The 21,941-nt window shown below is 71.9% G+C and carries 18 protein-coding genes and 1 pseudogene; 5 read left to right on the forward strand and 14 right to left on the reverse strand.

Features of this window, described 5'->3' with window-relative positions:
* Positions 1–3: 3 nt before the first annotated feature.
* From AB0F91_RS38020 to AB0F91_RS38030, 3 genes are all read right to left on the reverse strand, one after another.
* Positions 4–1,113, reverse strand: a complete 1,110-nt coding sequence (locus AB0F91_RS38020) for a substrate-binding domain-containing protein (protein WP_360605754.1) — start codon at positions 1,111–1,113, stop codon at positions 4–6.
* A gap of 12 nt (positions 1,114–1,125) precedes the next feature.
* Positions 1,126–2,208: an ABC transporter permease gene (locus AB0F91_RS38025; RefSeq protein ID WP_360605756.1), complete on the reverse strand. Its 1,083-nt coding sequence runs from the start codon at positions 2,206–2,208 to the stop codon at positions 1,126–1,128.
* A gap of 115 nt (positions 2,209–2,323) precedes the next feature.
* On the reverse strand, positions 2,324–3,385 hold the full coding sequence (locus AB0F91_RS38030) for a 2,3-butanediol dehydrogenase (protein ID WP_360605758.1): 1,062 nt from the start codon (positions 3,383–3,385) through the stop codon (positions 2,324–2,326).
* 291 nt (positions 3,386–3,676) lie between these two features.
* Between AB0F91_RS38030 and eboE the strand changes: the two genes are divergently transcribed.
* From eboE to AB0F91_RS38045, 3 genes are all read left to right on the forward strand, one after another.
* Positions 3,677–4,879 carry a metabolite traffic protein EboE gene (gene eboE / locus AB0F91_RS38035; protein ID WP_360605760.1) on the forward strand — a complete coding sequence of 401 codons (1,203 nt, stop codon included), beginning with the start codon at positions 3,677–3,679 and terminating at the stop codon, positions 4,877–4,879.
* A 68-nt stretch (positions 4,880–4,947) separates the two neighbouring features.
* Positions 4,948–5,640: an XRE family transcriptional regulator gene (locus AB0F91_RS38040; protein WP_360605762.1), complete on the forward strand. Its 693-nt coding sequence runs from the start codon at positions 4,948–4,950 to the stop codon at positions 5,638–5,640.
* Positions 5,641–6,074: 434 nt separating this feature from the next.
* On the forward strand, positions 6,075–7,508 hold the full coding sequence (locus AB0F91_RS38045) for an MFS transporter (RefSeq protein ID WP_360605764.1): 1,434 nt from the start codon (positions 6,075–6,077) through the stop codon (positions 7,506–7,508).
* Here the strand turns inward: AB0F91_RS38045 and wrbA are convergent.
* Positions 7,492–8,103 (reverse strand): NAD(P)H:quinone oxidoreductase, encoded by a 612-nt coding sequence (gene wrbA / locus AB0F91_RS38050; protein ID WP_360605766.1) that lies wholly within the window; start codon positions 8,101–8,103, stop codon positions 7,492–7,494. The genes AB0F91_RS38045 and wrbA overlap by 17 nt on opposite strands.
* A 426-nt stretch (positions 8,104–8,529) precedes the next feature.
* Here wrbA and AB0F91_RS38055 point away from each other — a divergent pair, with 426 nt between their 5' ends.
* Complete coding sequence (locus AB0F91_RS38055) at positions 8,530–9,255, forward strand: PIG-L deacetylase family protein (protein WP_360605768.1); 726 nt, start codon at positions 8,530–8,532, stop codon at positions 9,253–9,255.
* 193 nt (positions 9,256–9,448) lie between these two features.
* Here AB0F91_RS38055 and AB0F91_RS38060 read toward each other — a convergent pair whose 3' ends face one another.
* Both AB0F91_RS38060 and AB0F91_RS38065 read right to left on the reverse strand, forming a co-directional pair.
* Positions 9,449–10,435 carry a hypothetical protein gene (locus AB0F91_RS38060; protein WP_360605770.1) on the reverse strand — a complete coding sequence of 329 codons (987 nt, stop codon included), beginning with the start codon at positions 10,433–10,435 and terminating at the stop codon, positions 9,449–9,451.
* A 116-nt stretch (positions 10,436–10,551) separates the two neighbouring features.
* Positions 10,552–12,285, reverse strand: a complete 1,734-nt coding sequence (locus AB0F91_RS38065) for a GAF domain-containing protein (RefSeq protein WP_360605772.1) — start codon at positions 12,283–12,285, stop codon at positions 10,552–10,554.
* Positions 12,286–12,423: 138 nt separating this feature from the next.
* On the opposite strand from AB0F91_RS38065, the gene AB0F91_RS38070 reads away from it, so the two are divergent.
* Positions 12,424–13,419, forward strand: a complete 996-nt coding sequence (locus tag AB0F91_RS38070) for a nitroreductase family protein (protein ID WP_360605774.1) — start codon at positions 12,424–12,426, stop codon at positions 13,417–13,419.
* Between the two features lie 18 nt (positions 13,420–13,437).
* On the opposite strand, the gene AB0F91_RS38075 is transcribed toward AB0F91_RS38070, so the two are convergent.
* The 8 genes and pseudogenes from AB0F91_RS38075 to AB0F91_RS38110 form a co-directional block, all read right to left on the reverse strand.
* Positions 13,438–15,147, reverse strand: a complete 1,710-nt coding sequence (locus tag AB0F91_RS38075; RefSeq protein ID WP_360605776.1) for a GAF domain-containing protein — start codon at positions 15,145–15,147, stop codon at positions 13,438–13,440.
* A 144-nt stretch (positions 15,148–15,291) separates the two neighbouring features.
* Positions 15,292–15,948, reverse strand: a pseudogene (locus AB0F91_RS38080) (DUF6292 family protein).
* Positions 15,949–16,021: 73 nt separating this feature from the next.
* Complete coding sequence (locus AB0F91_RS38085) at positions 16,022–16,660, reverse strand: response regulator transcription factor (protein WP_360605778.1); 639 nt, start codon at positions 16,658–16,660, stop codon at positions 16,022–16,024.
* Positions 16,661–16,792: 132 nt separating this feature from the next.
* Entirely contained in the window at positions 16,793–17,404 is a 612-nt protein-coding gene (locus AB0F91_RS38090) for a CBS domain-containing protein (RefSeq protein ID WP_360605780.1), read from the reverse strand.
* Between the two features lie 25 nt (positions 17,405–17,429).
* Complete coding sequence (locus AB0F91_RS38095; RefSeq protein ID WP_360605782.1) at positions 17,430–18,620, reverse strand: CHAD domain-containing protein; 1,191 nt, start codon at positions 18,618–18,620, stop codon at positions 17,430–17,432.
* Positions 18,617–19,501 carry a universal stress protein gene (locus AB0F91_RS38100; protein ID WP_360605784.1) on the reverse strand — a complete coding sequence of 295 codons (885 nt, stop codon included), beginning with the start codon at positions 19,499–19,501 and terminating at the stop codon, positions 18,617–18,619. Before AB0F91_RS38100 ends, AB0F91_RS38095 begins: the two co-directional genes overlap by 4 nt.
* The gene (locus tag AB0F91_RS38105) at positions 19,390–20,346 is read right to left on the reverse strand and encodes a universal stress protein (RefSeq protein WP_360605786.1); all 957 of its coding nucleotides are present in this window, start codon (positions 20,344–20,346) and stop codon (positions 19,390–19,392) included. Before AB0F91_RS38105 ends, AB0F91_RS38100 begins: the two co-directional genes overlap by 112 nt.
* A gap of 401 nt (positions 20,347–20,747) precedes the next feature.
* Complete coding sequence (locus tag AB0F91_RS38110) at positions 20,748–21,764, reverse strand: nitroreductase (RefSeq protein WP_360605788.1); 1,017 nt, start codon at positions 21,762–21,764, stop codon at positions 20,748–20,750.
* Positions 21,765–21,941: the final 177 nt, after the last annotated feature.

The raw sequence follows: 21,941 nt of genomic DNA on the forward strand, positions 1-21,941 counted from the left end.
CTCCTACTTCAGCGCCGCGGTCTGGTCCGCTTTGGACAGCGAGCTGGACACGAACGCGTCGCTCGGGAGCTCCTTGTCACACGTGACGGGGTGCGGCTGCCCGGAGATCGAGTCCTCGAACGCGGACTGCGGGTAGACCAGGTCCTTCGGCACCACACCGCCGGTCGCCTTGGCCACCGCGACGTCGATCGCCAGGCGCGACATCGCGTTCTGCGAGGAGACGGTGAACAGCTGGAACGGGTTGCCGGCGTCCTTCTGCTGCTGCCAGTTGCAGGCCAGCTGGTTGGCGTCCTCGGTCGCGATCGCCGGGATCTTTCGCCCGGCCGAGGTGAACGCCGAGAACGAGCTCGCCAGCGCGGCACCGAAGTCGGTGGTGATCGCGTCGATCTCCGGGTTCTTGGCCAGCGCCGCGGTGATCACGCGCTGGGTCTGCGCCGCGTCCCAGTTGGTCACCTCGTACGGCGTGTTGCCGACGAACTGGATGCCCGGATGGTCCTTGAGCACGCTCTGCATGCCCTTGTACTCGTCGAGGCTCTGCGAGTTCGCGGCCGGGCCGCCGAGGTTGAGGACCTTGCCCTTGCCGCCCAGCGCCTTCACGAGCCACTGGCCCCACAGCACACCGGCCTGCTCGAAGTTCGTGCTCACGAACGCGTCGTAGTCCTGGCCGGGCGTCCCACCCGGGTTGACCCGGTACGGCACGGTGACCACGCCCGCCTTGTACGCGCTGCGCAAGGCGGGCAGCACCGCCTGGCCCGCGTCCGGGAAGACCACGATCGCCTGTGTGCCCTTGGCGACGAGGCCTTGGATGTCCGAAATGGCCTTCTGGGTGTTGCCCTGCCCGTCGGTGTAGGTGAACGACGTGACGCTGGGGCACTTCGCGACCTCGGCCTTGGCTTCGGCCGTGGTGACCTTGCGCCAGTTGTTGTCGCCGAAGCCGTCGGCCAGGCCGAGAGTCACCTGCTTCGAACCGCACCAGGCGGGCACGTTCGCGTTGGCGGGCTTGCCGCCCTCGGCGCTGGTCGAGCCGCCGTCGTCCACCGTGCAGGCGGTGGTGACGAGGGCGAGGGAAGCCAAGCCGGCGAGCAACGACCGGCGAAGGGACTGGGGAGACATGGGAAACCCTTCCTACTGCTGGGTCCGGGGAGTGGGGACACGGCGGAACCAGCCGCGCACGGCGGCCCAGTTCACGGTGTAGACGGCGACACCCGCGGCGAGCGCGAGCGCCTGGACGATGTTGTTCGTCGCCGCGCTGACGCCGAGCGTCAGCACGAACTGGTCGAGCTGGGACAGGAACAGGGCGGCGATGGCGCTGGCGATCGGGCTGCCCTTGCCGCCGAGCAGGGACGTGCCGCCCAGCACGACGGCCGCGACCGACGGCAGCAGCAGCGTGTCGCCCTGGAACGCGCCCGGCGTGGTCACGATGCCGGCCAGGAGGATGCCCGCGGTGCCGTAGAGCAGCGACGCCCAGACGTAGGCGGCGAGCTGGTGGCGTCGCACGCGCAGGCCCGCCAGTCCGGCGGCCTCCGGATTGTCGCCCACGGCCTCGAACCGCCGGCCCGGCACGGTGCGCTTCATCGCGAAGCCGGTCACCGCGACGAGGACGATGGCGATGTAGACCGCGTACGGCAACCCGAGGAACCGGCCGGTGACGAGCGAGTGCAGCGTGTCCGTGGTCGTCACCGGCGAGCCGCCCGAGACCCCCAGCACCACCGCATACAGCAACGCGTTGGTACCCAGGGAGGTGACGATCGCCGACATCCCCAGCCGGCTCACGACGAGGCCGTTGAGCAGGCCCGCCCCCAAGGCCGCGACGTAGGCGAGCAGCACCGCGGGAAGCAGCTTTCCGTTGTCACCGGCGGGGTAGTGCGTCACGATGATCACGCTCAGGGACACGGTGCCGGGCACCGACAGGTCGATCCCCGCCTGTTGCACGACCAGCGTCTGCCCGAGCGCGACCACGGCGAGCACCGCGGCGAAGGGAAGCATCCCCTGCAGCGAGCTGCGGCCCAGGCTTTCGGGCTGAAGCAGCAGGCTCACGAGGAACAGCAGCGCGGTCGCGACGAGGATCGTCACGAGTCCGCGCGAGGCGTGCTGCGCCGTCGTTTGCCGCCACAGGCTCGGGCGGCCGGGCGGGCGGGCGGTCCCCGAAGCCGGGGCGGGCGACGGGGCCGACTGTGTGACCACGGAACCCCTTGTCGTGTCGCTCATCGGATCGCTCCTCGGGTGCAGCGCACCGGGTCGCAGGGCAGGACGAAGTATGTCCACATAGGTCTCGTGGACAGCGGGAAACGGTTCTTTGGGAAAGGTGGCGCGCTTTCGCGCGTCAGCCGACCTTGACGAGCAGCTTCTGCGCGTCGCCTTCGGGGTCGAGCAGCCGGTCGAACCCGCCGGTGACGACGTCGCCGACCGGGATCACCTCGGTGAGCACACGCTCCACCGGGAAGCGGCCGGTTGCGACGAGCGAGATGATGCGCGGGAAATCGAACACGGGGTAGCACCACGTGCCGACCAGGCTCAGATCGCGCTGCGACAGCGCCATCGGGTCGATCGTGGCGGGCCGGACGTGCAGGCCCACCTGCGTCGCCGTGCCGTGGGCGCGCAGGCCGGCCAGCGCCGTGGCGAGGCCGGCCTCCGAGCCGGAGCACTCCGCGGCGACGTCGGCCCCGATCCCGCCGGTGAGCGCGCGGACCGCTTCCGGCACGTCCTCGGTCAGCGGGTCGAGCACGGTCGCGACCCCGAGCGCGTCGAGCAGGGCCCGGCGGCGCGCGTTCGGCTCGCTCACGAAGATCTGTGCCGCGCCGGACGCGTGGGCGTACAGCGCGGCGAGCGCGCCGATCGGCCCGGCTCCGGTGATCAGGACGCTGTCGCCGGAGGTGAAGCCAGTGCGGTCGACCCCGTACGCGGCGACCGCGGCCGGCTCGACCAGCGCGCCTTGCACGTCCGACACCGATTCCGGCAGCACCGAGATCTGGTGCTCCGGGACCACCACCTGCTCGCTGATCCCGCCGCCGGCCCAGCTCAGTCCGGTGCAGGCCATCTGCGGGCACAAGTGGTTGAGCCCGCGGCGGCAGTAGTAGCAGTGTCCACAGTAGATCAACGGCATCACCGAAACCCGGTCGCCCACGCGAACACCGGTGACCTCGGTGCCGATCTCCAGCACCTGTCCGGAGAACTCGTGCCCGAGCACCTGCGGCGCCGCGGCGTGTGAGAGCGGGTGCGGGCTGGTCGGGATGACGATCGGCCCCGCCGCGTACTCGTGCAGGTCGGTGCCGCAGATCCCGCACAGGTAGGGACGGACGCGCACTTGCCGCGCACCGACCCCGGCCGGCTCCGGGATGTCCTCGACCCGGATGTCGTGCTTGTCGTGGAAGACCGCGGCGCGCATGCTCAACTCCTCGTAGTCTTTCCGGAACCCGCGCAGCCGGGATCCGGGCGTGGACACGGCGTCGGTACTCGCCGGGTTCACTCCCGTTCGACGACGCTGTACAGCGGTAGTGAACAATGAACCAGCCGGTGAGTCAAGAGTCAGCGAACAACTTTGACAGAAGCGCAGGTCAACAGCAGTACTCCTTGACATCACAGGGTTTCAGACTGTTCACTTCGAGCAAACGTCTGCTGTAGCGCGTCACCGCAGCACTTCCTGCACCCCCTCTGCCGCCTTCCCCGGAGGAACCTCATGGACCTCGGCACGCGTCTGGGCCACCTGTCCTACTCGACCCTCGTGCACCCGGGTGACACCTGGGACGAGATGAACGCCAGCCTCGAGACCTACGTCCCCGAAGTGAAACGCCGGGTCTCCCCCGACGCGCCGTTCGGCGTGTCGCTGCGGCTCTCGGGCGCGTCCGCCGACCGGCTCTCCGACGACGGCCCTGAGCGCGACCGGCTGAAGAAGTACCTGGCGGACAACGATCTTTACGTCTACACGGTCAACGCGTTCCCGCACGGGCCCTTCAAGGGCCGCTCGGTGATGGAGAACGTGTACGAACCGGACTGGAGCACCGAAGAGCGCGTCGCGTACACCACGCGCGTGGCCGACGTGCTCGCCGACATCGCCGCCGACGGGGTGGAACCGACCATCCAGACCGTGCCGCTCGCCTACCGGCCCAAGGTCACCGGCGAGGCGTACGTGGAGCTGTTCACCCGCAACGTGCTGCGCGTCGTCGCCCACCTCGTCGCCCTCGAACGCCGCACCGGCCGGCGGGTGAAGCTCGCGATCGAGCCGGAACCGTTCTGCTACCTGGAAACCATCGAGGAGACCGTCCGGTATTTCACCTCGCGGCTGTACTCCCGGGCCGCGGCCGAAACCCTCTCCGTCCTCGCCGACCTGCCCCTCGCGGAAGCCTTCGGCGCCCTGCGCCGCCACGTGGGGATCGTGTTCGACATCGGGCACCAGGCCGTGGAGTTCGACGACATCCCGGCCTCGCTGGACCTGCTCGCCGACGCGGGCGTGCCCGTGTTCAAGCTGCAGCAGGCCGCCGCGCTGTGGGTGCCCGAGGTGACCGACGAGGTGGTGCGCGAGCTCGAGCGGTTCACCCGCACCATCTACCTGAGCCAGACGTCCGAGCTGCGCGAGGGCACCGTCACCCGCCACCTCAACCTCTCCGACGCGATCGCCGCCTGGCGCCGCGATCCCGGTGGCACGCGCGAATGGCGCACGCACTTCCACGTGCCGGTGTTCCTCGACGACCTGGGCCCGTTCCGCACCACGCGGTTCGCCCTGGAGCAGGCCCTGGACCGCCACCGCGCGCAGCCGCAGTCGTCGCACCTGGAGATCGAGACCTACACCTGGGACGTACTGCCCGAGCACCTCAAGACGGGCGACATCACCGACTACGTCGTGCGGGAGCTGGAGTTCGTGCGCGACCGGCTCACCGCTTGAGCCACCCTCACGGCAAGGGCGTCAAGCTATAGTGAACACTGACTGAACGAGAGCGCGAGGAGCGAGACGTGGCAGCGAAGCACGAGCCGGCGGCGGAGCACTCCGAGGCCGCGAACCTCGGCGAGCAGCTGCGGGCGCGCCGGCAGGCGTCCGGGCTGTCGCTGCGCCAGTTCGCGCGCGACCTCGGGTACTCGGCCGCCTTCGTGTCGCAGATCGAGAACAACAAGTCCCAGCCCTCGGTCGCGACCCTGTACGCGATCTGCAGCGCCCTCAACGTCTCGATCGACGAGTTGTTCAGCAGCGCCGCCGGTGCGGGCGCGGAGGAACCGCCCGCCCCCGCACCGGTCGCGGGCGTCGAGAAGCACAGCTTCCACGGCGCCCTGGCGAAGCTCAACGAAAATCCCGAGGAGCAGCAGAGCCCCATGCTCCGCCCCGGCGAACGGCGTCAGCTCGTCCTCGACTCCGGCGTCACGTGGGAGCAGCTGTCGTCCATCCACGACAGCACGGTGGACTTCCTGCACGTCCGCTACGAGGTCGACGGCAGCTCCGTCCCCGACGACAAGCTCACCCGCCACTCGGGCATCGAATACGGCTACGTCATCAGCGGCACCCTGGAAGTCGCCCTGGCCTTCGACACCTACCAGCTCCACGCCGGCGACTCCATCGCCTTCGACTCGACGACCCCCCACCGCCTCACCAACCGCGGCGACGGCCCGGCCGAGGCGATCTGGTTCGTGCACGGCCGGAAACCGGCCCGCTGACGCACCCGCGGCCGATGAACATCGGCCGCGGGCGTGCACAGTGGACTGTCAGCACTGAACGGCGGGTTCCGGCCGCAGGCAAAGCACCAGGTGGCGATGGTGTGCCGAGCGACGCGGCCTGGGCGTCGGGCCCATCACGGGCGAGCTTCGCGGACTCAATACGTTACAGCTATTGACTGTAACGTAAGAAGTGTCTTACCTTCGTCGAGCGCGGGGCATCCCGCTCCGGCAATGACGCCAGGAGAAGACAGCACATGAGCGCGACAGCCGAAGACTTGATCGAGCGCACGATCCCGTTCGGGAACGAGATCAAGAACCGCACGGCCGGAGCCGAGCCCGGCTCCCGTTGAACCCGCTCGTCTCCCCCGCGTCACCACCGAACCCTCGGTGACTCGTGCCCCCACACGAAAGGCGATAGCGCCGTGTCTTCTCGCATGCCGGAACCGGGCCGCACCGTGCGCCTGGACGACCTGATCGACGGCCGACCGGTAGGCCGATTCCACTTCCTCGTCCTGGCCTTGACCGGCTTGGTCATGTTCCTCGACGGTCTCGACACCCAGGCGATCAGCTTCGTCGCCCCGGCTGTCGCCCGGGAATGGTCCTTGCCCGTCGCCGCGCTCGGACCCATCTTCTCGGCTTCGATCGTCGGGCTGATGATCGGTTACCTGGCACTCTCGCCGTTGGCCCACCGGATCGGACACCGGAAGCTCGTCATCACCGCCACGGCGTTGTTCGGGGTGTTCACCGTGCTGTGCGCGGTGGCCGAGAACGAGACGCAGCTGATCGCGCTGCGGCTGTCGACCGGGGCGGGCCTCGGCGCGGCCATCCCGAGCGCCGTCGCGCTGGCCAGCGAGTTCGCGCCGGCCCGGCGCCGCTCGACGTTCGTCATGTTGATCTACTGCTGGCTGGCCCTCGGCTTCGTCGCGGCGAGCCTGATCTCCGGAGTGGTCATCCCGGCCTGGGGATGGCGGCCCCTGTTCGTGCTCGCCGGCGTCCTGCCGTTGCTCCTCGCGCTCATTCTGCTGAAGTTGCTGCCCGATTCACCGAGCTACCTTCTGCCACGCGACGCCGCTCGAGCTCGCGCGACCCTGTGCCGCCTCGACCCGGACCTGGATCACCGAACGCTCGTGCTGCCCGCCGAGCACGGCTCCGCAGACGCCGCGGCACCGGCGCGGAACCGATCCCCGCTGATCGAGCTGTTCCGGCGGCACTGGCTGGTCAGCACCGGGTTGTTGTGGATCGCGTTCATGCTCAACCTGGGTGTCTTCTACGCGGTTCAGAGCTGGTTGCCCACGATCCTGGGCCGGCTCGGGCACGCGCCCTCGACGGCGGTCCTCGCGACGGCGCTCACGACGATCGGCGGGATCGTCGCGGCGCTCGTGATCGGACCTTCGATGGACCGGCGCGGGCCGTTCGGGACGCTCGGCGTGGTCTACCTGCTCGGCGCGGTGTTCGTCTCGATGCTGGCGTTCGCGGTCACCGGGGAGAGCTGGCTGGTGCTCGGCGCGGCTTTCCTCGCCGGCACCTGCGTGACCGGCGGGCAGATGAGCGTCGTCGCGCTGGCCACGGTGCTCTATCCGCCTCGGATCCGACCGGCCGGCGTCGGCTGGGCCCTGGGCGTCGGCCGGATCGGCGGCATCCTCGGGCCGCTGCTCGTCGGCTTCGCCCTGGGCGGCGGGACGGCGCCCCGAACCGTGTTCGTGGTGATGGGTGCGGTCCTGCTGGTGGCCGCCGGTGCGGTCATGGCCCTGGCCAGGGTTTCGCGCACCGTTCGGACCAACGAGCCACCGGCCCGCTCCGGCGGCTCGTCCGCCGCGGGAGATCTCCCTCGCGGCACCAGCCGGAAACCGATCAGCCGCAGGCTTTGACGCCGGTGGCGATCCGCGCGACGCGTTCTCCCTGGTGCCGGGCCGCCGCCCGAGCTGTCTCGTCGACGGGCGCCTCGCCTCGCCGCCCGACATGGCTGCTGCCGTAGGGGTTTCCGTCGGCGAACTTGACGGGATCGGTGTACCCCGGCGCGACGACGATGCCGCCGAAGTGGTGGAACGTGGTGTACAGGGCGAGCAACGTCGATTCCTGGCCGCCGTGATCGGTGTCGGTCGTCGTGAACCCGGAGTACACCTTGTCCGCGAGCTGCCCCTGCGCCCACTGGGGACCCAGCGTGTCGAGGAACTGCTTGAGCTGGCTGGCGATGTTGCCGAAGCGGGTGGGTGACCCCATCACGATGCCGTCCGCCCACAGCAGGTCTTCGGGCGTGACGACAGGCAGGTCGCGGGTCGCGGCGACGTGCTCGGCCCACGCCGGCCGCGACGCGATCGCCGCCTCGGGTGCGAGCTCGGGGACCTTGCGCAGGCGAACCTCGGCGCCGGCCTTCTCGGCTCCGATCGCGATCTCCCGGGCGAGTTCGTGCGTGGTGCCGGTGGACGAGTAGTAGACGACGGTCACCCTGGTCGGCTCGGGCATGGGGATTCCTCTCGCTTCACGGCCGTCAAGCCGTTCTAACGTTACAGTGAGGTTATGTAACTTATCAGGGGGCGGCTCGGTCCCAGTCACGATGTGGCGGAGGAGACGTATGACTCCGCGCGGTGTCCGCAACCGGTGCTGGGGTCGCGACGCCACCGCGTCGCACCCCGACCCGAAGCCGCTCACCCACGGGTGCGGGGGACCGGCAGCGGGCGCTCGCGCCGGCGACAGTTTCGGTGAATTCAACCGGCGCCGCAGTGTGAATACCCGACAAGAACAGAAAAGGAACAGCTGTGGTCGGGTCACTATTCGTCGAGATCGGCTCATCCGTCCCGACTGGAAGGACTGCCCGGAAACGCCACGTCCGTATTCGAGTAGGGTGACCGGCATTCAAGCTGCAGGTTTTCGAGAAAGGCTGACCCGAGGGTGACCGAACCACTTGTGCCGCTCGACGAATCGTGGTCGACCGCGCTGGCGTTCGCCGCGCACCCGGATGACCTCGAGTACGGCACGGCCTCGGCCGTCGCCCGCTGGACCTCGCAGGGCAAGCGGGTCGTCTACTGCCTGGCGACGAGCGGCGAAGCCGGCATCGACGCTCTGGATCCCGCGGTCGCCGGCCCCCTGCGCGAAGCGGAGGAGCGCGCGGGTGCCGCCACCGTCGGCGTCGACCTCGTGGAGTTCCTGGGTTACCCGGACGGCGTCCTGGAGTACGGGCTCCCCCTGCGCCGGGACCTCTCCCGGGCCATCCGCCGGCACCGCCCCGACGTCGTTGTGACCGGCAACTACCACGACCGCTGGCCCTCGGGCTCCCCCAACCAGGCCGACCACATCGCGCTGGGCCGCGCCGTCCTCGACGGCGCCCGGGACGCGGGCAACCGCTGGATCTTCCGGGAACTGCTCGACGAAGGGCTCGACCCGTGGCAGGTGCGGCAGATCATCGTCACCAACAGCCCCGAATCCACCCACGGCGTCGACACGACGGACTTCCTCGACCAGGGCGTCGCCTCCCTCGAAGCCCACGTCGAATACCTGCGCGGAATCGGCCCCGGCGACATGGCGTCGCCCCGGAAGTTCCTGGAATCCGCCGGGGCCGAGACGGGCCTGCGGCTGGGCGTGCGGTTCGCCGTCCCCGCCGAGGTCATCGTGCTGTGACCGGCAGCGCGCGAACACTGCGCAAGGCACGGCCGACGGCCGAGTGGTGTCCCCTTGGTCATGGATATTGACCAGCCGTTGAAGCGCCGGGCGAAACGGTCCGGCCGACCGGCGACATTTTCCTGATCGAGCGAGAATTCACCCACGCGAAGGCGCAGCACGACAACGCCTCGAAACTGTCCTGATCGGACGGTCAGACGGCCGGCACGTCAGGTGCGGCCCGCTGTGTCGTCACCTCGGCGACCGGCCGTCGCGACGTCATCCGGGTCGGGTGGCCGTACCCGATCCGCAGCAGCGCGTGCACCTGGCCCAGCCCGCGGAACAGCTCCAGGAACTCTCCCCGGGTGCCGTGGACCTCCAGCGGCTGGGAGAGGAACGAGGTGGCCAGGCCTTCCGCCGTGGCGGTCAACAGGACGCGCTGCATCACCATGCCGGCCCGGACCTCGGCGGCCGCGCCGCGGTCGCGCGTCAGCACGACCGCCAGCACCGGATCCTGCTCGAAAGCCCGCGAGGGAACGGCCGGGTTCGTGTGCGACGCGCGGTGGCACACGACACCGGGGGTCTCGTGCGGCGGCCCGAAAGCGACCGTCGGCACCCCGTCGGGGCTCTCCGCCGCGCGCCCGGTCCAGAACGCCGACTCCGCCCGGAACGCCGGGTCCTCGGACTGCAGCGACTCCGCTCGCCGGACGAGCGCGGCGACCTTCGGGTAGCGCCCCGAGGCGTCCAGGAACTCGAGCTGCCCGCCCTCGATCAGCGCCGCCGACTTCAGCCGCGCCCGGGGGACCGCCGGGACCGCGCGGTCGGCGAACGGGCGGCGGTTCGTGTGCCTGCGGTGCACCGCCTCGGCGAGCCGGCGGTCCTGTTCCGTCGAACGCCGTGTGCCCTCGATGCCGACCACGGCGAGCAGGTCCGGCGAGGCGGGGTCCGGCAGGATCCGCACCCGCGCGCCGAGCCCGTTGACCCGCAGGGTGATCACGAGGTTCAGCACGGCGGCACCACAGGAAACCCTCGCCTCGCGTGCCGCGGGATCCGCGACCGTGAGGACCCGGCCACGGTCGAGCCACACCTCGACCGTGGCCGCGTCCACCACGAACCGCCACGGCTGGGTGTTGTGCGGGGACGGCGCTCGCACCGCCGCCGCGAGGGCCTGGTCGAACACGGTGGGGAGCTGGTCGTTCATCGCGGTCTCCCGGGGGGCGACACCAAGGGTCACCGTCGAGCGTGGTCCGCGCAGCCGCCCCGGTGTACGGGCGGCGGTCACGAGGTCGAGGGACCTAAGACCCCGGTGCCACCGGCTCAAGGCAGGGGCACGGTCCACTCGACCCGCGTGCCGCCGCCCGGGCGCGACTCGATGGTGAAGGTCCCGCCCGCAGATTCGGCCCGGTCGCGCAGGTTGGCCAGCCCGCTCGGCGAGACGTCGGCGGGCAGCCCCGAGCCGTCGTCCGCGACCGCCACCCGGAGCAGGTCGTCCTTGACCGACACCGCGATGGTCACCGACGTGGCTCCGGCGTGCCGGACGACGTTGCTGACGGCCTCGCGGACCACGGCCTCCACGTGCTCGCCCAGCTGCGCGGGCACCGCGTCGACGGTGCCGGACATGCTCACCGTGGGATGCACGGGCGCGTCGTCGGTGAGCTCGGTGATCGCGTCGTAGAGCCGGTGCCGCAGGCTCAGCCCGGTCGCACCCGCCGCGCCACCGTGCAGATCGAAGATCGCGGTGCGGATCTCGTGGACGATCTCGTGCATCTGGTCGACGCTGTCCTGGAGCCGCCGCTTCAGCGCCGGCTCCTTCAGCCGGCGGCGCGTGCCCTGCATCGCGAGCCCGACCGCGAAGAGCCGCTGGATCACGTGGTCGTGCAGGTCCCGGGCGATCCGGTCGCGGTCGGACAGCACGTCCAGCTCCCGGGCGGCGCGTTGCTGGGCCGCCAGCTGCAGGGCGAGCGCGGCCTGGTCGGCGAACGACGCGAGCACCGGCAGCTGCGTCGGCCCGAACGCGGCGGCGCCCGGCTCGCGGACCGCGACCAGGACCCCCGATGTGCGGTCCCCCGCGCGCAGGGGCACCACGAGCGTCGGGCCGAAACGCCGGCCCCCGCCGAGATCCAGGACCGGGATGCTGCGCGGGGTCCGGTCCCGGTAGACCGCGCCCGGAACGGTCGAGGCGGTGTCGACCCGCACGCCGGTGAGCTCGACCGCGCTCACGCTCGCGCAGACGGTGATCGTCAGGTCGGTGGCCTCCTCGTCCCAGTCCTCGTCGACGTCCAGCCGGCCGGAGTTGGGCAGCGCCAGCATCGTCACGTCCGAGCCGGTCAGCTCCAGGGCCCGTTCGGCGATCAGGTTCAGCGCGTCGGCCGGATCCGTGCCGCCGAGCAGCTCGGTCGTGACCTCACTCGTCGCACCGAGCCAGCGCTGCCGCAGCTGCGCCTGCTCGTACAGGTGCGAGTTCTCGATCGCGATCCCCGCCGCGGCCGCAAGCGCTTGCACGATCACCTCGTCGTCGGCGGTGAAAGCGCCACCGCCCTGCTTCCCGGTGAGGTAGAGGTTGCCGAAGACCTCTTCGCGCACCCGGACGGGAACGCCGAGGAAGGAGTGCATCGGCGGGTGGTGCGGCGGAAACCCGACGGACGCGGGGTGCTCCGAGATCTCTTCCAGCCGCAGCGGCTTCGCCTCGTCGATGACCAGGCCCAGCAGCCCGCGCCCCTCGGGCAGGTGGCCGATGCGCTCCCGCGTAGCCGAGTCGATGCCGAGGTACACGAACTCTGCGAGCGAACCGTCGTCGGCGAGCACACCGAGCGCCCCGTACCGCGCCTCACCGAGGTCGATCGCGGCCTGGACGATGCGGCGCAGCGTCGCGTCGAGTTCCAGCCCCGACGCCACCGCGAGCACCGCGTCGAGCAGGCCGTCCATCTTGTCGCGCGTGCCGATCAGCTGCTCGACACGCTCCTGGAGGTCCCGCAGCGTCTCCCGCAGGCGCAGCTGTCCCAGGGTGCTCGAAAACCTGCGGGCGCTCTCCCCGGACCCGGTTGCCGGCATCGGTCCGCTCGCCTCCCTCATCCACGGCGTCGCCGCCCGTGATGACTTTCGCCTCTGTCCGCCGCGGCGTCGGCCGACGAGCCTGGCAGGGCAAGGCTCGACTTCGACCAGTACTCCCTTTCCACGGCCGGGAGACCGATGACCCTACAAGTGGCTGCGACCGGGCGGCTCACCTCCGAACAGGTGAGATCGGCCCTGCGCGCCGCGACGCTCGCGCCGTCGACGCACAACACTCAGCCCTGGCTGTTCGCCAGCGGACCGGGAGGCATCGAGGTCCGCGCGGACCCCGACCGGATCTTGCCCGTCGCCGACGCGGACCGGCGGGAGCTGCTGCTGTCCTGTGGCGCGGCGCTGTTCAACCTCCGCGCCGCGATCCACGCCTGCGGCGTGCACCCGGTCGTGTCCCTGTTCCCGCGCCGTCCGGAGCCGGACCTGCTGGCCGTGGTGCGGCCGGTGGGCGCCACTTCGGCCGACGACCGGCTCGCCCGGCTCGCCCGCGAGATCCCTCGTCGGCACACGAACCGGTCGCCGTTCAGCACCGAGATCGTGCCGCCGTCGGTCGTCGGCCTGCTGCGCCACGCCGCGGAGCTCGAGCACGCCTGGCTGCCCCGCCTCGACCACGGCCAGGTGGCGGGCCTGAAAGAGCTGGTGCGGACGAGCCACCGGATCCAGATGAACGATCCCGCGTTCCTCGCCGAGTGGCAGCGCTGGACCGCGCGCGACCGGTCCAGCCGGGACGGTGTGCCGATGTCCGCCGGGGGGATCCCGCCGGCCGACGACGCCTGGGTCCTTCGTGATTTCGGAACCCGCGCCGTCGGCGCGCCCTGCCCGGACCTGGCGCCCGAACCGCTGGTCGTGGTGATCGGCTCGTTCGGCGACCACCCGGTCGACCGGCTGAGGACCGGCCAGGCCATGCAACGCGTGCTGCTGACGGCAACGGCGCTGGGGCTCGACGCGTCCTTCATCTCGCAACCGGTCGAAGTCGCGCACGTGCGCCAACGGCTCCGCGTGCTGCTCGGTGGTGGGGTCTGGCCGCAGACCATCCTGCGCCTGGGCCACGGTTCGCCGGCCGCGCCGGTGCCGAGAAGGGACCTGGAGGAGGTCGTGGTCGCCCCGACTCTGCTCACCGCGTGACGACCGCGCAGGCTCCCCCTAGCTCCTGGGCACCGTCCAGCGCACCGAACGGGCCTCGTCACCGTGGCCCACCCCGCAGGTCCCGCCGCGCAGCCGCGCGGCTTCCGCCACCTCCGCGAGGTCCACGGCGGCCGGTTCTTCGAGATCGCCCGTGCCGTCGTGCCGGATCACCGCGGTGAGCCGGCCCGGCTCGGCCCGGATCTCCACCTGGACCCAGGCCGCGGCCGCGTGGCGCGCGACCAGGCGCAGGCCCCGCTCGAGGAACGGCACCAAATCGGCGGCCACCAGGGTGTCCAGCTTGCCGGAGAACTGGGTCGAGACGGCGAAACCCAGCACGGGGGTGGCCTCCGAGAGCACCCGCAGGATCTCGTCGCGCACCGGTGACGGTCCGGCGTCGGCCGGGTCGTCGAGCGAGAACACGGTGGCCTGGATCTGGTCGATGACGGCGTCGAGGTCGGCGATCGTCTCGCGGACCCGGTTGGCGACGTTCGCCGATCGGGCGAGACCGGCCGTCGTCTGCAACGCCAGGCCGGCGGAGTACAGCCGCCGGACCACCTGGCTGTGCAGATCGGCGGCGATCCGCTCACGTTCGTCGTACAGGGCGTTGCGCTGCTGTTCGGCCCGCGCCTCGGCCAGCTCGATCGCCACGGACGCCTGGTTGGCGAACCCCGCCGCCATCTCCAGATCGTCCACGCTGAACGGCGGGCGGCCCGTGGCGCGCGCCGCGGTGAGCACGCCGTTGACCTGCCCGCTGCCGGTGAGGGGCACGACGAGAACGGCGTCCACGTCCATCTCGATCGGCGGCCGCACCGGCAGCCGCTCCCGTTGTTCGAGCCACGAGCCCATCATCGGCTCACCGGTGGCGAATACCGAGCCGGAGACCGACGAGCCGACGGGCAGCACCAGGCCCTCCAGCTTCTCCGCGCCGGCCCCGACCGCGAGGTCCACGCGCAGGGTGCCCTCGGTACCGGCCGGCCTGACGACCGTCACCAGTTCGGCGTCGGCGAGCTCCCGGGTGTGGCGCGCGATGAGCGCGAGCGGGTTCTCCGACTCCGACGAGAGGAGCTCGCGGGTGATCGCGGCGGACGCGCGCAGCCACTCCTGCTGAACCCTCGCGGTCTGGTACAGGCGCGCGTTGTCGATCGCGCTGCCGGCGGCGGCGGCGAGGGCGAGCGCGAGCTCTTCGTCCTCGGCGCTGAACCCGCCGTTGACGCTGTCGGTGAGGTAGAGATTGCCGAACACGGCGTCACGCACCCGGATCGGGACGCCCAGGAAGCTCGCCATCGGCGGATGGCCGGCCGGGAAGCCGGTGGACCGCGGATCGTCCTGCAGGCGGGCGAGCCGGATGGGCCGGGGATCCTCGACCAGGGCGCCCAGCAGGCCCTTGCCCTCGGGCAGGTGGCCCAGTTTCGCCACCGTGTCCGCGGCCATGCCCACGTGCACGAACTCGGCCAGCTGTCCGTCCGGGCCGATCACGCCCAGCGCCGCGTAGTGCGCCCCCACCAGCTCGCGAGCCGCCTCGACGATGCGCGTGAGCAGTGCCGGCAAGGCGAGGTCACTCGTGATCATCGTGGTCGCGCGCAGCAGGCCGCGCAGCCGGCCCTGGGTCCCCATGACCTCCCGGGCGCGTTCGACCAGCTGCGCGAGCAACTGGTCGAGCTCCAGCCTCGGCAGATCGGGGAAGGTCAGCCTGCCCGGGTCGGGCTGGTCGTCCTGAGCTCCGCTCACAGCCGTTCCTGTCTTCGCCACGGTCCTCGCACACCGCGCAGGTCGCCGGTCCGGGAGCCCTAGTCTCCCACCCTCGCGAGCACCGTCAAGCCGGTGAAAACCCGACCGGCGGTCCACGGTTCCGGACGTTCACTCGAATGTCCACTATGGACAATTGGTCAACCGGCTCAGCGCAAGATCAGGACACCGGCGCAAGAAGGTGTCGAGGCGGTAGCGCAGCAACCGGGCGACCAGCTCACTCCGGTCCCCACCCGGCTCGGGCGGGACCGGTACCGGGACCGGTTCGGCGGACCGGACGCCGGCCACGAAGCGGCGCACGGCAACCGGATCGGGCACGACTTCGTCGCCGAAGTAGGCGAGCACCAGCAAGTCCTCGCCCGAATGCGTTTCCATGGCGAACGACCAGCCGTGGCGCTCGTCCTACACCAGGGCCGTGTCCCGCCCCGGTCGTCGGCGCAAGCGCACGTCGAGCGCCACGTACGCCGAGGCGGGGTCGTCGAGGTCCACGGTGCAGGATTTTACCCCCACGCCCACCGCGGCACTCACCGCGGCAAGATAGCCGGTCAGGCCGCAGCGCAGGCCGTGGTCGTCGTCGATGGCGGTCGGCAGCGGAATCACCCTCCAGTGTGGTCGGCACCCACCGGCTGCTTCCGGCTGTGGCCCCTCTCGCCGCGACGTTACGGCGGTGAGGTGGCGGTCCGAAGGCGGCGTTCGGCCTCGGCCGCAAGGACTTTCGTCCCCGCTCACCCCGCTGGCTGCGGCGCGCTCCGAAGCTCGGCGGCGACGAGGCCTTGAGTCCATTAAGGATGATCACACGGGTGCGTCGAGCCCGCAAACCCTTGCGGCACCACCGCGAGCAGCGCCGCGCGCCCGCTCAGCGGTCCTGGTTGCGCAGCTCTGTGGCCAGGACAGCGGCTTGGGTCCGGCGCTCCAGGCCCAGCTTGGTCAGCAGCCGTGAGACGTAGTTCTTGACGGTCTTCTCGGCCAGGAACATCCGTTCCGCGATCTGCCGGTTGGTCAGGCCTTCGCCGATCAGCTCCAGCAGCTTGCGTTCCTGGTCCGACAGGTCGGACAGCGGGCCTTTTTTGGCCTGGCTTTCGCGCAGCTTGGCCATCAAGGCCGCCGCCGCGTGCGCGTCGAGCAGGGACTTGCCCGCGCCGACCTCCCGGACGGCCGAAACCAGGTCCATACCCTTGATGTCCTTGATCACGAACCCGGCGGCGCCGGCCATCACCGCGTCGAGCATCGCCTGCTCGTCGGTGTAGGAGGTGAGCATCAGGCACTTGAGCTCGGGCAGCTTCGAACGCAGCTCGCGCGCCAGCTCGATGCCGTTGCCGTCGGGCATCCGCACGTCCAGCACGGCGACATCGGGCCGGAGCGCGGGGATCCGGGCCAGCGCCTGCGACACGCTGCCGGCCTGGCCGACGACGGTGATCTCCTCGTCCTCGTCCAGCAGGTCGGCCACGCCGCGGCGCACGACCTCGTGGTCATCCACGAGAAAAACGCGGAGCATCGAAGACCTCCCCGGCCGAGAAGGGATGACGCGGACCAGCGTACGGCCGCGCGGCCCCCGGATCGCGTTGACCAAAGTCCCGGGTCCCGAGCCGGACGTCACGTCCGGCCGATCAGGTGGTGCCGCGGGTGGTCACGACCACGGATCCGCGCCGGACGAGACGGCGTCCGCGGCGACCACGCCCGGCACCGCGAGCGCGAGCACCGTGGCGACGTGGCGGTCGGTCTCGTCGTCGTCGCGGTCGACGATCCGCACCACCCCCTCGCGGACCTCGACCTCCCACCGGCCGGTGCCACCGTAGATTTCCAGCCGGTGTCGCACGTCCGCGGCGATCGCGCTGTCCGCCCGCGCGAGCACGCGCACGACGTCGCCGCGGGTGACGATCCCGACCAGCCGGCTGCCGTCGGCGATCGGCATCGCCCGGATCCTCGCGTCGACCAGCGCCTGGCACAGGTCGGCCACGTCGGTCCCCGGCGACATCGCCGTGACCGGCGTGGTCATCACGTCTTCCACCGTCCGGCCGGCCGCTGCCGGGCCCGGACGCCCGGGCCCGGACCGGACGTCCGCGGGTACCCGGTGCCGGATCAAGTCGGCCTCGGTGACGATGCCGATCAGACGTTCGTCGTCGTCGACCACCGGGAGCGCGGTGAACCCGTGCTCCGTGAGCACTTCCGCCGCCTCCTTGGCCGACGCGGACGGTGACACCGCCACCACCGGCGCGGACATCAGGTCGCGTGCACGCATCGAGTTCTCCTCCTTCTCCTGCGGCTTAAGCCCGCATCGGCTCGAGTCCGCGCCGCAGGGTTTCCCACGCCGCGGGCAACGCGGCGAGGCACTCCTGCGCGGCGAGCGCCTCGGTCGTGATCAGCAGTTCGTAGGTCTCCGCCGGACGGCCGGCCTCCGTCGCCGCCGACGCGAGTGCGCGCAGCTGCTCGCGGGCGACCACCGCGTCCCGGTGCTCCCCCAGCAAGTCCTGCACCGCACGGCACTCCGCCAGCACGCGGTCCGGGACGAAGGGCAGGGCGCCCGCGGCCGCTTCGAGCGCATACCGGAGCCGCTTCGCGCTCTTGCGCACCGCGTGGACGTTCGGAGCGGAGCCGGCGAACGCCGCTTCCAGCCGCGCGTCGGTCTCGGTCACGACCGTCCACACGAGACCCGGCAGGACGACGCCGGCCGGTTTGAGCGCCGCCTTGCGCTGGTCGGACCGAGGCTGCTCCCGCAGCACGGCCCCGAACACTTCGAATGCGTTGAGCAGCTGGAGGTAGCGGTGCGAATCGAGCGCCTCGGCGCATTCGGCGGCGGATTCCGCGGCCGCCACGGCGAAGTGCCGCCGGCCGTCGGCCCGGACCGGGCCCAGGACCGCCTCGTCCGGCAGCTCGCCGAGGCGGCGCAGGAACCTGCACCGCTGCACCTCGGTGTCCTGCGCGGACCCGACGCTCGCACCGAGCCGGCGCAGCGACGCGCACAGGCCCCGCACCAGCCGCCGTCCACCGAGGACGGGAGCGAACGTCCACAGCGCCGCCCTGAGGCGACTCGCCGCCGCTCTCAGGTCGCGCACCCCCTCGGGTTCGCCCAGCCGCACGGCCAGATCGGCGCGGGCGAGCGCCTCGATCTGCGTCTCCAGGTAACCGAGCACCGTGGCCCGGGCGGTGTCCACCGGTACCGCGTCCCGGGTCAGGCGTCCGGTGCACGGACCGGTCACCGGGGTGAGCTCCAGGTCCCGGCTGTAGGCGCGGACGAGCCGGCGCAGCTCGTGCGGCACCTGATCCGACTCGGGCGCCTCGACCCGGCACCCTCTGCCGTCGCCGCGATCCAGCTGCCAGCTCGTGCCGACCCGGCTGAGCGACAGGCCGTGCCGCCGCAGCCGCAGGCCGGCGGTGTCGTAGTAGTGGATGCTGTAGTGCAGGAGCGCGTACTCGGGCGCGGGACGCGGGCTCGGCGCCGGTTTCGTCACGGTCACGGCCGGCTCCCCGGGCGGACCACCGCGACGGGGCACGCGGAGTGGACCAGCAGCGCGTGGCTCGTGGAGCCGAGCAGCATGCCGGTGAACCCGCCCCGGCCGCGGCTGCCGACCACCACGAGCTGGGCGCCGGCACTGCGGTCCAGCAGGGTCCGAGCCGGCCGGCCGTGCGCGACGACCACGTCGACCGGCAGTTCGGGGAACTTCTCCCGCCAGGGCGCGAGCTGCTCGTCCACCAGTCGCCGTTCCCCGGCGGCGATGTCGTCGGGGCTCGTTTTCCGCGGCGAGCCCCCCGACGTGATCTCGGTCCAGGCGCGCACCGCCACGAGCCCGGTCCTGCGAGCAGTGGCTTCGTCGCACGCGTAGCCGAGTGCCTCGTTGCTGTCCGGCGATCCGTCGAGCCCGACGAGGACCGGTCCGGTGGTGGGCGGCGCGTCGTCCGGCTTTCGCCCGCGCACGACCACGACCGGGCAAGGCGCGCGGCCGGCGAGCGCGGCCGCGGTCGAACCGAGCAGGAGCCCGGTGAACCCCCCGAGCCCGCGGGAGCCCAGCGCCACCACCTCGGCATCGGAGCTCTCCCGCAGGAGCACGCCCACGACACTGCCCTCGACGGCGCTCCGCTCGATCGGCAGCGACGGCCACTGCGCGAGCACCGTCCCCTCGGCCTCGGCGAGCCCCGTCTCGGCCACCGACCGGAACCCCTCCCGGACGGCGGCGACCGCCATGCCGGACACACTCGGCCCCGGAACCGTGTACGCCTGCACCAGCTTCAGCACCGCGCCCCGGCGTGCCGCCACCGCCGCGGCCCAGACCGCGGCGTGGCCGGAGGACGGCGACCCGTCGACACCTGCGAGCACCACACGGTTGTCACGTTCGGGCACTGCGCACACCCCCTCCGCTCCACCGAAGCGGACGCGTCCGGTGCCACGTCGCGCGCTCCTGCTCGTCGCGGACGGTGACCTCCGCCACGGCGCGCACGACGGCATCCGGCCCGGGCCGAACCGTGGACCGGCGGCCGGCGGAGAGCCGGCAGCCTCCGGGTTGTGCGTGCATCGGTTCTCCTCGTTTTCGACGTCGCCGGTACGCTCCACCGTCGCGCAGCCGGGCCCGGCCGGCGAGGGGACGAAGTCCCTTTTCCCGGGGACGAAAGCGCAGTTGCCTCCGCCGGAGCCGTGGCCACACCCGGGCGCAGACGGCGGCTTCCGCCGGGTCGTCGATCCACTGTGGACGGCGTTCGGCGGCCCCGCTGGTCCCCGGCCGGAGCGCTTCGGGAATCAGGTGTGCTACACGCCGCCGACCACCAGCACGGGGCAGCCGGCGCGGTGGAGCAAGGCGTGGGGTCGGGGGTCGGGGAACCGAGGACCATGCCCGTGAACCCGCCGCGGACCCGGCTGCCCACGACCACGAGCACCGCCTCGGCGCGCCGTTCGAGCAGCCTGTCGCGGGGAGATCGCGCTCGGCAACCGGTTCGACGTCGATGTCCGGGTACCGCGCGCCGACCGGCCAGGCGTTTGCGCGAGCAGCCACTGCTCGACGTCGCCGATCTCGACCAGCGGGCTTCCGGGTTGTTCGCGAACGGCCTGCCGCTCTCGCTGTCGTGCCACGCGGGCACCGCGACCAGCCTCGTGCTCCGCCGCGACGCCTCCTCGAACGCCCACGCCACGGCGGCCTCGCTCATCGGGCTGCGGTCGACGCCGACGACGACCGGGCCGCCCGTGCTTCGCACCGGTGCCGCACACGATCACCACCGGACGGCCCGCTCTCGCCATGAGGTCGGCGCCCGGCGAACCGGCCAGCAGCCCGGAGCGTGTCCGGTCGGCGGGCCGAGCACGAGCGGACGGCCGAGTCCTGCCGCACGGCGGCTTCGGCGCCGGCCGCACGGCCTTGGTCATGACCCGGCACACCCGGCTGGGCCGCCGCCGGCTCGTCACGCGCCGCCCGCGCCACCTCCTGCCGAGCACCGCCTTGGTTTCGAGCCACGCCGACGCGCCTGAACACGGGTCCTCCACCGCGCTCGCCGTGAGCACGGTCAGCGAGGTGTGCCACAACGCCGCTTCGCGCACGGCGCGGCCGACGCCGCCTGCCCGCACCCGTCCACACCCCCGACGACCGGCCCGGTCACCCCGTTCACGACTCGCTCGGGCCCGCTCCGACCAGAACTTCGCCCACCCCACGACGCAGGCTCGCGGGCGCGTTCCCGGCCGGCCGGCCGAGCCTCATCAACGCTTGCGGGAACCCGGCCAGACCGCGGTCCTCGCACAGCGCCGAGCGCACTCCCGGCACGTGCAGCGGCTGCGTCAGCACCGCGGCCGACAGCCCCAGCGTGACCGCTTCGAGCCAGCCACGTTCGAGCGCGTATCCGGCCCGGACGTGGTCGGCGCGGCTGTCGTCGGCCGTCAGGAACAGCAGGAACGTCTCAGCGGCCAGCCGGGACCGCAGCACGCGCGGCTCGGGCACCTCGGTGGCGCGCCGGACCAGCCCGGCCCACGGCAGCTCCCCCGGCGGCGCCACAGTGCGCCCCAGCCCCGCGCCGTGGCGGTGCCCGACCTCGTCGCGGATCGTCCACAGAGCGAGTTCGCGCTGGTAGGCACCGTCGTCTCGGATCGCGCGGGCGGCGTGGCCGAACAACCCCGCGAGCTCACCGGCATCGGTCAACGGCACCGCCTCGGCTCCGGTCGTCACCGCGGCTCGCACCACCCGATCGACCTGCCGCCGGGCGACCGGGAGCCCGCCGAACTGCCCGCGGTGGCTGCGCCGCACCGCGATCGCCGCGAACCACGCCAGGTCCTCTGCCGACGGCGCGCACCGCGTTGCCGCATCGACGCGCGCCACCACGTCCGGGCGGGCCGGATCGGGCAGGATCGTCACGTCGGCGCGCCGGCCGAGCACCCGCACGGCCAGTTCGAGGTTCGCCAGCGCCGTCCCGCACGACATCGCGAGGTCGCGCCGCCCCGGATCGTGCTGCGGCAATGCCACGTCTGTGCGTTCCCGCAGCAACACCGCACGGTCCTTCGGCTCCACGGCCCACGGCTGGGTGTTGTGCACCGACGGGGCCCGCAGGACCGCGCGCCCCAGAACCTCCACCTCGGCGCTCGTCCACCCGCCGTCCCCCGATGCCGGGGCGGGAACAGCTTTGTGGGACACGACTTCTCCTGGTGGCCTCGCCGGATCGGACGGGCTCAGCCAACCCCGGACCGCCGAGACCCCGCGCCGGCCACAAGACACCGCCGCGAAGGACCAACGTCACCGGGTCCGGGCCGGTGTCCACAACGGACCGTTCCCCGCCGCTGCCGGCCCCTCGCCCCGTCAACGGATCTCGGG

The sequence above is a fragment of the Amycolatopsis sp. NPDC023774 genome (assembly GCF_040639695.1).
In the GTDB taxonomy this organism is placed as follows: Bacteria; Actinomycetota; Actinomycetes; order Mycobacteriales; family Pseudonocardiaceae; genus Amycolatopsis.

Coding starts and splice junctions, on each gene's coding strand:
- AB0F91_RS38030 (WP_360605758.1), bottom strand. CDS start 3,385: ATGCGCGCCGCGGTCTTCCACGACAAGCACGACATCCGGGTCGAGGAC.
- wrbA (WP_360605766.1), bottom strand. CDS start 8,103: ATGCCCGAGCCGACCAGGGTGACCGTCGTCTACTACTCGTCCACCGGC.
- AB0F91_RS38020 (WP_360605754.1), bottom strand. CDS start 1,113: ATGTCTCCCCAGTCCCTTCGCCGGTCGTTGCTCGCCGGCTTGGCTTCC.
- AB0F91_RS38085 (WP_360605778.1), bottom strand. CDS start 16,660: ATGCTCCGCGTTTTTCTCGTGGATGACCACGAGGTCGTGCGCCGCGGC.
- AB0F91_RS38025 (WP_360605756.1), bottom strand. CDS start 2,208: ATGAGCGACACGACAAGGGGTTCCGTGGTCACACAGTCGGCCCCGTCG.
- AB0F91_RS38060 (WP_360605770.1), bottom strand. CDS start 10,435: ATGAACGACCAGCTCCCCACCGTGTTCGACCAGGCCCTCGCGGCGGCG.
- AB0F91_RS38065 (WP_360605772.1), bottom strand. CDS start 12,285: ATGCCGGCAACCGGGTCCGGGGAGAGCGCCCGCAGGTTTTCGAGCACC.
- eboE (WP_360605760.1), top strand. CDS start 3,677: ATGGACCTCGGCACGCGTCTGGGCCACCTGTCCTACTCGACCCTCGTG.
- AB0F91_RS38045 (WP_360605764.1), top strand. CDS start 6,075: ATGCCGGAACCGGGCCGCACCGTGCGCCTGGACGACCTGATCGACGGC.
- AB0F91_RS38070 (WP_360605774.1), top strand. CDS start 12,424: ATGACCCTACAAGTGGCTGCGACCGGGCGGCTCACCTCCGAACAGGTG.
- AB0F91_RS38090 (WP_360605780.1), bottom strand. CDS start 17,404: ATGCGTGCACGCGACCTGATGTCCGCGCCGGTGGTGGCGGTGTCACCG.